Annotated in this window: 7 protein-coding genes; 3 read left to right on the plus strand and 4 right to left on the minus strand. The window is 58.7% G+C overall.

Going from position 1 to position 10,308, the window contains the following annotated elements:
• Positions 1–190: 190 nt before the first annotated feature.
• A complete protein-coding gene (locus AC0TNJ_RS10040) occupies positions 191–631 on the minus strand; it encodes an NUDIX hydrolase (protein ID WP_473771001.1) in 441 nt (146 codons plus the stop codon).
• A gap of 204 nt (positions 632–835) precedes the next feature.
• On the opposite strand from AC0TNJ_RS10040, the gene AC0TNJ_RS10045 reads away from it, so the two are divergent.
• The gene (locus AC0TNJ_RS10045) at positions 836–2,707 is read left to right on the plus strand and encodes an ABC transporter ATP-binding protein/permease (RefSeq protein ID WP_473771002.1); all 1,872 of its coding nucleotides are present in this window, start codon (positions 836–838) and stop codon (positions 2,705–2,707) included.
• A gap of 50 nt (positions 2,708–2,757) precedes the next feature.
• Here AC0TNJ_RS10045 and carB read toward each other — a convergent pair whose 3' ends face one another.
• The 3 genes from carB to AC0TNJ_RS10060 all read right to left on the minus strand — a co-directional run bounded on the left by carB (position 2,758) and on the right by AC0TNJ_RS10060 (position 8,489).
• The gene (gene carB / locus AC0TNJ_RS10050; protein WP_122001250.1) at positions 2,758–6,243 is read right to left on the minus strand and encodes a carbamoyl-phosphate synthase large subunit; all 3,486 of its coding nucleotides are present in this window, start codon (positions 6,241–6,243) and stop codon (positions 2,758–2,760) included.
• Between the two features lie 271 nt (positions 6,244–6,514).
• Positions 6,515–7,597 carry an acyltransferase family protein gene (locus AC0TNJ_RS10055; RefSeq protein WP_122001249.1) on the minus strand — a complete coding sequence of 361 codons (1,083 nt, stop codon included), beginning with the start codon at positions 7,595–7,597 and terminating at the stop codon, positions 6,515–6,517.
• A 94-nt stretch (positions 7,598–7,691) separates the two neighbouring features.
• Positions 7,692–8,489, minus strand: coding sequence for a LytTR family DNA-binding domain-containing protein (locus AC0TNJ_RS10060; protein WP_473771003.1), 798 nt, complete (start codon positions 8,487–8,489; stop codon positions 7,692–7,694).
• A gap of 70 nt (positions 8,490–8,559) precedes the next feature.
• On the opposite strand from AC0TNJ_RS10060, the gene AC0TNJ_RS10065 reads away from it, so the two are divergent.
• Positions 8,560–9,078, plus strand: coding sequence for a DUF2306 domain-containing protein (locus AC0TNJ_RS10065; RefSeq protein ID WP_473771004.1), 519 nt, complete (start codon positions 8,560–8,562; stop codon positions 9,076–9,078).
• Positions 9,079–9,190: 112 nt separating this feature from the next.
• Positions 9,191–10,135 carry a KPN_02809 family neutral zinc metallopeptidase gene (gene ypfJ, locus AC0TNJ_RS10070; RefSeq protein ID WP_473769635.1) on the plus strand — a complete coding sequence of 315 codons (945 nt, stop codon included), beginning with the start codon at positions 9,191–9,193 and terminating at the stop codon, positions 10,133–10,135.
• Positions 10,136–10,308 lie beyond the last annotated feature (173 nt).

Genomic DNA, 10,308 nt, shown 5'->3' on the forward strand with positions numbered 1-10,308 from the left:
AAATTCCTTTGTAACATTAGTAGTAGAGTAGTCCGTATGCTTCGCACACGTCCCTGTGGATCGAATTTATGGACAGGAGATCGTCAGGAAGCACGGCTGGCCGCACGGGTCGCAAAGTCACTCGACCGAAAAATCGATGCGCTAACTATATGCGACAAAGTTGACCAACACAAGACAGCTCGCATACGAGCTAGAAACTGATTTTACTCAGGCTTTTCGCCATCCCGAGTCCCAGACGGTTTTGAGCGCTCCATTGGTCGAGCCAGAACAGCCTGAACAGAATCGGAGCGCTTCCGTCACATGGCGACATTTCATGGTGATCCCAGGTTTCAGGCATCGCCGCGTTCAATTTCAAATGGAAACAATGGCGACGGTGCAGCTCGGTGCCGCCTTTTTCCGGATAGTCGTAATCGACGGTTTCGAGATGGGTCATGCCATCGCCGTGAAGAAGCCCCGTCTCTTCGGCGAATTCGCGATAGGCGGCGGCGAGAATGTCTTCTCCTGCATCGACCGTGCCGCCCGGCACCTGAAGCGGCATTTCGGGAAAATCTGGTTCTTCAAAGACGAGCAGGCGGTGGTTCCACGTCGCATAAATGAGGACCTTGTCGATAGGCTTGATTGTGATGGCCATGGAATTTTCCGGCAAGCTTCGGGTTCCGGCCATGATCGCATCGAACGGTTTTCGACTAAACCCGCATATTGTTGTGGGTCACTACAGCTGGTTTGCACGAAAAGCGTGCCGATCTCCTATCTTTGACTTCCGCGTGACGTACATAATGCGCATGTTGCGAATATATCTGCAAAATTGAACGGCGGGTGGGCAGCGAGGCAGAACATGACGTCTGAACCGGACAAGGACAAGACGAAGCAGGGCGCACCCAAAAAAGGCCGTCCCCGCAAGAGGGTGAGGCGCAGCGTCACGGAACGCCTGCGCAAAAGTTCAGCAAAGCTGATAGGCGGCACTCCGTCACGCGATGGAACCGATCTTTTTTCACAGGTCTCGATGATGGTGGGCGCATTTCTGGTTTCGCCAGTGCGCAACACGCTGATCGCGCTGGGGACCGGCATTTTCGTGCTTGTCGTGCTGATCGCCATCGGGCAGGTCGCCATCAATCGCTGGAATGAGCCGTTTTATGATGCGCTTGCCCGCCGGGATTTACAGGCCTTCTTCCACCAGTTGATGGTCTTCTTCGGGATCGCAGGCGCTCTTCTGCTGCTCAACGTATCGCAGACCTGGCTCAACCAGATGTTCAAGCTGAAGATGCGCGAGGGGCTGGCCCGCGATCTGGTGGGGCAATGGCTGGTGCCGGGACGTGCCTTTCGGCTGGCCAATGCGGGCGAGATTGGCATCAACCCGGATCAGCGCCTGCATGAAGACGCCCGCCATCTGGCCGAAACCTCCTGCGATCTGGGGATCAACCTGCTCCAGTCGACCGTTATTCTGGTGAGTTTTGTCGGGGTCTTGTGGTCGCTGTCGAGCGGCTTCGTGTTTCACGTCGCGGGTTACAGTTTCTCGATCCCCGGCTACATGGTCTGGGCCGTTATCATCTATGCGGCCTCCGCGTCATGGCTCACATGGATCGTCGGGCGCAGCCTGGTCAATATCAATGCCAATCGCTATGCGCGCGAGGCGGATTTTCGCGCGTCGCTGATGCGTGTCAACGAGCACCTCGACGCCATTACCCTGTCCCGTGGGGAAGGGGATGAAAGACGCCGCCTCGATCTGGATATCGATGCGGTTCTGGGCGCGATCCGCAAGATCGTCTATGCGACCACCCGGCTGACATGGGTGACGGCCGGTTATGGCTGGCTGACGATCGTGGCGCCGATCCTTGTGGCGGCTCCGGTCTATTTCGGCGGCGGGCTGACATTCGGCGGACTGATGATGGCCGTCGGCGCATTCACGCAGGTGCATAACGCGCTGCGCTGGTTCGTGGATAATTTCGGGGCGATCGCCGACTGGCGGGCGACGCTGCTTCGCGTCGCGAGCTTTCGTCAGGCGGTGCTGCATATGGATGCGCTTGGCCGTCTGGACCGGCAGATCGATCTTGCCGTCAATGACGGCGATGTGCTGACGCTCGACGGCGTTTCCATCGCGGCGCCGGAGCAGTGCCTGAAGCTTTCACGCGAGACCCTCGCCGTAAAGGCCGGAGAACGCGTGCTCGTCACTGGCGGGACGGAAACGCAGCGCACATTGCTGTTTCGTGCGTTGGGCGGGTTGTGGTCCTGGGGGCAGGGGCGGATCGGCATGCCGGTCGGTAATGGCGTCGCCTTCATGCCGCGCGCACCTTATTTCCCGCCGGGAAATCTCCGTGGCGTCATCGCTTACCCGCTCGACATCAAGCAGTTTTCCGACGAAGCGCTGGAAAAGCTTCTTCAACGGGCCGGGCTGGGGCGGCTTTCGGCCAGCCTTGACAACGTCGCACGATGGGATCGGGTGCTGACCGATGATGAAAGGCAATGTCTTGCCTTTGCCCGTCTTATCCTCCAGCAGCCGAAATGGATCGTCATCGATGGCGCGCTCGATGGCCTCGATACGGAGGCCTATCAGCGGATCCGCGACATGCTGGACAGTGAGCTGAAAGACGCAGCCGTCATTCATCTGGGCAAGCCGCATCTGCACGAGGGGCTCTTCACCCAGCAGGTTCATCTCGAAGATGATCCCGACAACAAGCCTCTGGAATTACCGGCGCTGAAGACGGCATGAAAAAGCCGCCGGAATGACCGGCGGCTCAACAGGCTCATCGTGACAGATGATCAGCGGAAGTAATCCTGAAGCGGACGCACTTCCAGCGAACCGGCCTTGAGCGCGGCGATGGCTTCGGCGGCGGCTTCCGCTCCGGCCATGGTCGTGTAGTAAGGCAGCTTCTGCATCAGCGTTGCGCGGCGGATCGACTTGCTGTCGGAAACAGCGCTTGCACTATCGGTCGTGTTGAAGACCAGATGAATCTGGCGATTGCGGATCGCGTCTTCCACATGCGGACGGCCTTCGATGACCTTGTTGATCTTGGTCGATTCGACGCCATTGGCTTCGAGGAACTTCTGCGTCCCGCCGGTCGCCATGACCTTGAAGCCAATGCTGGCCAGCAAGCGAACCGGACCGAGAACGCGTTCCTTGTCCTCATCGCGGACGGACACGAAGACGGTGCCTTCACGCGGCAGCTCCACGCCCGCGCCGAGCTGTGCCTTTGCGAAGGCCAGAGCATAGTCGTAGTCGAGGCCCATGACTTCGCCGGTCGAGCGCATTTCCGGTCCGAGCAGCGTATCGACGCCGGGGAAACGGGCAAACGGGAACACGGCTTCCTTGACCGCGATATGCGGGCGGGAAGGCGTCTTCGGCGTGCCGCCATAAGCGCCGAGTGCGGCTTCGAGGCTTTCACCGGCCATGATGCGGGCTGCGACCTTGGCAATCGGCGTGCCGACCGTCTTTGCCACGAATGGCACGGTGCGCGATGCACGCGGATTGACTTCGAGAATGAAGATTTCGCCGTCCTTGATGGCGAACTGAACATTCATCAACCCGCCGACATGAAGCGCCTTGGCAAGCGCGGCCGTCTGGCGTTCCAGTTCTGCGACGATTTCCGGCGAAAGCGTGTGCACCGGCAGCGAGCAGGCCGAGTCGCCCGAGTGGATACCGGCTTCCTCGATATGTTCCATGATGCCGGCGACGAAGCTGTCCTTGCCGTCGCACAGGCAATCGACATCCACTTCGATGGCTTCGGTCAGATAGGTATCGAACAGAAGCGGGTTCTTGCCGAGCAGCGTGTTGATCTGGCCGGTCTTGTCGTTCGGATACTTTGCTTTGATGTCTTCCGGCACCAGTTCCGGCACGGTGTCGAGCAGATAGTTCTGCAACGAACGTTCATCGTGGATGATCTGCATGGCGCGGCCACCCAGAACATAGGACGGACGCACGACCAGCGGGAAGCCGAGATCGGCGGCGACGAGGCGGGCCTGTTCGACCGAATAGGCGATGCCGTTCTTCGGCTGGTTGAGGTCGAGCTTGATGAGAAGCTTCTGGAAACGGTCGCGATCTTCGGCAAGGTCGATGGCGTCCGGCGAGGTGCCGAGGATCGGAATGCCTGCCTTTTCAAGCGCATTGGCGAGCTTCAGCGGGGTCTGGCCGCCAAACTGCACGATGACGCCGTGCAGCGTGCCCTTTTCCTGTTCCACGCGCAGGATTTCCAGCACGTCTTCGGCGGTCAGCGGTTCGAAATAAAGACGATCCGACGTGTCGTAGTCTGTCGAAACTGTTTCCGGGTTGCAGTTGACCATGATGGCTTCATAATCAGCATCGCCGAGCGCGAAGGCCGCATGGCAGCAGCAATAGTCGAACTCGATGCCCTGGCCGATACGGTTCGGACCGCCGCCGAGAATGACGACCTTCTTGCGATCCGACACTTCCGCTTCCGAGCGCGGCTCACCGACGAAAGGCGTTTCGTAGGTCGAGTACATATAGGCGGTCGGCGAGGCGAATTCGGCGGCGCAGGTATCGATGCGCTTATAGACCGGATGCACATCGAGATCGGCGCGCAGCTTCGCCACGTCTTCGGCGTCCTTGCCGGTGAGGCTGGCGAGACGCGCATCGGAGAAGCCCATGGCTTTCAGCATGCGCAGATTTTCGGCGTCCTGCGGCAGACCATGTTCGCGAATGCGCTCTTCGGTCTTCACGATGGCTTCGATCTGCTCGAGGAACCACGGATCGATCTTCGATGCGTCGTGGACCTGCTCGGTGGTGAGGCCAAGGCGCATTGCCTGCGCAACCATGCGCAGACGATCCGGCGTCGGCGTGCCGATAGCAGCGCGGATGGCGTTCTTCTCGTCGCCTTCCTCGATGTTGGGGATGGCAATTTCATCAAGGCCCGTCAGGCCGGTTTCGAGACCGCGCAGCGCCTTCTGCAAGCTTTCCTGGAACGTGCGGCCAATGGCCATCACTTCGCCGACCGACTTCATCGCGGTGGTGAGGATCGGCGAGGAGCCGGGGAATTTCTCGAATGCAAAGCGCGGGATCTTGGTGACGACATAGTCGATCGACGGTTCGAACGAGGCAGGCGTCGCGCCGCCGGTAATGTCGTTGTCGAGTTCATCGAGCGTGTAGCCGACCGCGAGCTTGGCTGCGACCTTGGCAATCGGGAAGCCGGTTGCCTTGGAAGCGAGCGCGGACGAACGCGACACGCGCGGGTTCATTTCGATGACGATCATGCGGCCATTGGCCGGGTTGATCGCGAACTGCACGTTGGAACCGCCGGTTTCGACGCCGATCTCGCGCAGCACCGCAATCGAGGCGTTGCGCATGATCTGGTATTCCTTGTCGGTCAAGGTCAGGGCAGGCGCAACCGTGATCGAGTCGCCGGTGTGGACGCCCATCGGGTCGAGGTTTTCAATCGAGCAGATGATGATGCAGTTGTCCGCCTTGTCGCGGACGACTTCCATTTCATATTCTTTCCAGCCCAGAACCGACTCTTCGATCAGAACTTCCGTCGTCGGCGAGGCGTCGAGGCCGCGTTCGATGATCTCGAAAAATTCCTGACGGTTATAGGCAATGCCGCCGCCGGTGCCGCCGAGTGTGAAGCTTGGGCGAATGATTGCCGGAAGGCCGACCACGTCGAGCGCCTGCGCTGCCTTGGCGAGCGCGTGGCTCATATAGCGCTGCTTGCGCTCCACTTCGCCGAGCTGCCATTCGGTTTCAAGCTTGTCGAGCGCCTTGTCGAGGTCGTCGCCGGAGAACTGCGCCTTCACTTCGGCGCGCTTGGCTTCGTGGCGCTTGCGGTCCTCGTCCTTGATTTCGGTCGCGTTGGCGAGCATCGAGCCCGGCGTGTCGAGGCCGATCTTCTGCATCGCCTCGCGGAAGAGCGCACGATCTTCCGCCTTGTCGATGGCTTCCGCATTGGCGCCAATCATCTCGACGTTATAACGTTCAAGCACGCCCATGCGGCGGAGCGACAATGCGGTGTTGAGCGCGGTCTGGCCGCCCATGGTGGGCAGGATCGCGTCCGGGCGTTCCTTGGCGATGATCTTGGCCACGACTTCCGGCGTGATCGGCTCGATATAGGTCGCATCGGCCAGATCGGGATCGGTCATGATCGTGGCAGGGTTGGAGTTGACGAGGATGATGCGGTAGCCTTCCTCTTTCAACGCCTTGCAGGCCTGCGTGCCGGAATAGTCGAACTCGCAAGCCTGGCCGATGACAATGGGGCCCGCGCCGATAATCAGGATCGATTTGATATCTGTACGTTTCGGCATGAGCTCATCCTATCTTCTTCGCGCGCATGATCTTGTCCCGAAACCGGTTCCCACTTTCGAGAGACATGCTTCTTAGCCTGCCAGAAAAGCCCGCACGGTTTTCCGGCGGGTTGGCAGCGTATGAATTCTGTGGGCTAAGCGGGCCTTATAGGCAATCATTTCGATAAGCGGAACCCCACAAATCGTTTTATTTCAAAGAAAGTGGGGGCATTCACGAAAATTCTGCTTTCTCGAAAGATGTTATAACCGAACCGAAGCGTTTACGGGCCGTTCAGGCTTCCGCCTGAGCGACCTTCAGCGATGGTTGGTTGCGCCTGGCGAGCATCTGGCCGAGCCTGTTAGACGGCTGTTCAATCAGGCGATACGAAATCTTTGCCGCGATTATCGCGGCGACCACGATGGCTGCCATGCCGGCGATTTCAGTAGCAGGGCCGAGGTTCAATTTGCGCAGCACCGCCCAGCCGAAACCGACCACGAACATGTGCGTCAGGTAAAGCGAATAGGAAATCGCGCCGAGATCGACGAAGAAATTGTCTCGCAGGTCGCCAAGCCAGCGCTCAACACCCAATGCGCCAGCGACCAGCAGGGCAGCCGCACCGCACATGATGAGATATGTCGGGAAATTGTTGAATGCGGCCAGCGGGGTGGAGAAGGTGCCGTAAAGCGCAGCTGCGGCGAGGATGCCGATTCCCGCCAGTGTTGCCGGGGACATCCTTTCCCACAGGCGATGTTTTTCCGCTTCCGCCAGCCACATGCCGCACATGAAAGTCAGCAGGTTCTTGTGCAGATAGAACGCGGCGACACTTGCCGACGGCTCGACAAAGAAGCTTCCGATAACGCAGGCACCGAAGACTATGGTCAGGAGGACCGTGCGCTGCAAGGCGCTTTGGCACCACCAGAACAGGGCGAAGACCGCATAGAAAAACAGTTCGTAGTTGAGCGACCAGCCGAGCTTGAAGATCGGGCGCCAGTCACTCGGGTCGCCCGGCGTGGCGGCAGGAATGAAGAAGAGCGACTTGATGAAATAGCCAACATCCGCGACCGTGGTTTTGAACAGGGACGGCAGATAGAGCGCGCAGAAGAAAACCGTGATCGTGCATAGCCAGTAAAGCGGTACGATGCGGAAAATGCGCCTTGTCAGGAAGTCGCCGGGCCGGAACGGACCATCGGCGTTGACATAGGCGATGATAAAACCGCTGATGACGAAAAACAGTTGAACACCGAAAACGCCCAGCATCGTGATGGCATTGTTGGTTTCAGCGCGTGGATGCTCAATCGTATGAGCGATCAGGACGGCAGTTGCGGCGAGACCGCGCAAGATCTGGATCGAGTAAAGTTGCTTTCGGTTCTGCATTTCTCACGCCCCCATTGACGAACATGCTGTAGCGAGTGCCGTGCATTTCTGCAATTATTAACGTGAAAATTGAGGAAGAACTAATATAAGTTCCTTAGAGATTTAACGAACCGAAACGTTCACGGGCTGATTTCTGGCTCGCGCGGCTGACGGGCAGCATTGTGCCGTCCTTCGTCAGCAGGCTCAAACCGCCATTGGTTCTGCGCAATTCGGCGACATGCCCATCGGCGATCCAGTGCGAGCGATGAATCCGAAGCCCGCTCGTATTGCCGACTTCCTTCACTGCGTCGGAAAAGCGGAGAAGAAGGAGTTCCTGTCCGTGATTGGTGATGATCCGGGTATAGTGGTCCTCCGCGGAAAGGCGCAGAATTGCGCCGCGATTGCCGGGTTTTAACCGGGCGAGCAATGGCGGCGTATCAGGGACATTTCTCGGTACGGCTTCCAGTTCACGGCGCAACGTCATGTAAGCGAGAACGCAAAAAAGGGCGCTGAGAGGCAGGGCGACAGCGGCGTTGGCGAGAACCGCACTCGTCGTTGGCGTTCTGCCCGTAAAGCTCCAGTCGATGAAGGCGATCCAGAGCCCGATCGGCAGCGCAGCCACAATCGAACCGGTCATCATGCGGACGAAGGCATGCTTGGTAAAACGTTCGAGGACAATATCAGCCAGAACGGAGAAAACGATTGCCGTGCACCATCCGGCGAACTGCACCGAGAGCCAGTAAAAGAAGCGGACCGCCACCGGCATCGACAGATCGGTTCCGAAAGGGCCGGTGATGGTGAAGATCAGGACGACGATAAGGAATGTGGCCCACAGGCGCGGCGCGCGAACAATGGTCGACAATTCACGAAGCGCGAATTGCTGCAAGTCTCCGGTCACGTAGTTTTCCCGCATTTGACGCCGTTTCGGTTGAGCTGAAAGCAGTCTTGTTGAAAGCGATGTGAAATTCAACAGGAACCCTGCCATGAACTTCGAACCGCTTCTTAACGCACCGCTTGCCATTCAAATCCATGTTGCGACCGTCATACCTGCCGCGATTATCGGTCTGGTCATTTTCTTGCAGCGCAAGGGCACGAGACTGCACAAGGCGCTTGGGCGGCTTTGGGCGATGCTGATGATCGCCACCGCGATATCGAGTTTCTTCATTCACCAGATCAATCTTGTTGGCGGTTTCAGCCCGATACATGGTCTTTCGATACTGGTGCTGCTGGGATGCGCACGCGCCATCGCGGCAGCCAGAAACGGTGAGATCGGAGTTCATCGCAGAATCATCAAGCGTGTCTATCTGGGCGGCATTCTCGGGGCGGGGGCCTTCGCCTTCATGCCAGGACGCATCATGCATGAGATCGCATTTCCCCATGGATGGCGGTCGCCATTTCTCGCGGTCTGCCTTCTGCTGGCGTTTGTGGCGGCCGGTTTTGCCTATCGAAGCAGGATAAACTTTCTTGTGCCCAAACTGTTGCGAAAGAGTCTTCGTTTGTGATTGACGCTGCCATTTACTTTTTATGTTGCCGTGCCAACTCTTTATGCGACAATTACGGGTATATTTTTAGTGGCGCTTCTTTGGGAGCGGCACGGTGCAGGGGAGTTGGTCAATGCGCTGGCAAGGCCGTAGGCAAAGCGACAATGTTGAAGATCTGCGCGGAGAGCAGGGCGGTGGTATGGGCGGCGGCTTCGGTCGCGGCGGGGGCCTTGGCGGCGGTTTTGGCGGGCCGGGCTTCCGAATCGTTCGCGGCGGCGGCATTTCCGGCATTCTCATTCTGGTGGTGATGTTCTTCGTGCTGCGCGCCGTTGGCATCGATCCGCTGCCGATCCTGTTCGGCGATGGCAGCATGGGACCGAGCGTAACCCAGCAAGCCGGGCAATCCGGACGCACGGTTGCCGAGGGCGGCACTGTTTCCAATGACGAGACGACGCAATTTGCCCGCACGGTGCTGGCCGAGACGGAAGACGTGTGGAAAGGCATTTTCCAGTCGCGCGGCCAGACCTATACGCCCCCGACGATGGTGCTTTTTTCCGGGCAGGTCCGTTCAGCTTGCGGCTTTGCTTCGGCGGCATCCGGGCCATTTTACTGCCCCGGCGACCGCAAGCTCTACATCGACCTGAGCTTCTACAAGGAGCTGGCAAATCGCTTCGGCGCTTCCGGCGATTTCGCGCAGGCCTATGTTCTGGCGCATGAGGTGGGCCATCATGTCCAGAATCTTCTGGGCATCCTGCCCAAATTCAATCAGATGCGTCAGCAACTGAGTGAAGCGCAGGCCAATCAGATGTCGGTGCGTGTGGAATTGCAGGCCGATTGCTTTGCCGGTGTGTGGGGATACTACACGGAGCAGAAGGGCATTTTGGAAACGGGCGACCTTGAGGAAGCGCTGAATGCCGCGCATCAGATCGGCGATGACACGTTACAGCGCCGCAGCCAGGGCTATGTCGTGCCGGAAAGCTTCAATCACGGCACCTCGGCCCAGCGCGCCAAATGGTTCCAGCGTGGCTTCGATAGCGGAAAGCTGGAATCCTGCGATACGTTCAGCGGCGACGTCTGATCCTTTTTCACTGCTTATTAGGCGGCTTCGGCCGCCTCAGACCGCTGACAAACCCGTCGATATTTTTCGGCGGGTTTTGTTTTTGGGAGGGGTCGCGTTTTGTGCCTGCACTGGCGAGGCGTTGCAAACGGCTGCAGCCGCTCATGCGCTGGCTGCCTTTGGCGTCTTTGTCA

The organism is Ochrobactrum sp. PL_is483, from assembly GCF_055816855.1.

What these genes read in the sequence shown, in the direction of transcription:
- AC0TNJ_RS10040 (WP_473771001.1), bottom strand. Translation starts at nt 631, where the DNA reads ATGGCCATCACAATCAAGCCTATCGACAAGGTCCTCATTTATGCGACG.
- ypfJ (WP_473769635.1), top strand. Translation starts at nt 9,191, where the DNA reads ATGCGCTGGCAAGGCCGTAGGCAAAGCGACAATGTTGAAGATCTGCGC.
- AC0TNJ_RS10045 (WP_473771002.1), top strand. Translation starts at nt 836, where the DNA reads ATGACGTCTGAACCGGACAAGGACAAGACGAAGCAGGGCGCACCCAAA.
- carB (WP_122001250.1), bottom strand. Translation starts at nt 6,243, where the DNA reads ATGCCGAAACGTACAGATATCAAATCGATCCTGATTATCGGCGCGGGC.
- AC0TNJ_RS10055 (WP_122001249.1), bottom strand. Translation starts at nt 7,597, where the DNA reads ATGCAGAACCGAAAGCAACTTTACTCGATCCAGATCTTGCGCGGTCTC.
- AC0TNJ_RS10060 (WP_473771003.1), bottom strand. Translation starts at nt 8,489, where the DNA reads ATGCGGGAAAACTACGTGACCGGAGACTTGCAGCAATTCGCGCTTCGT.
- AC0TNJ_RS10065 (WP_473771004.1), top strand. Translation starts at nt 8,560, where the DNA reads ATGAACTTCGAACCGCTTCTTAACGCACCGCTTGCCATTCAAATCCAT.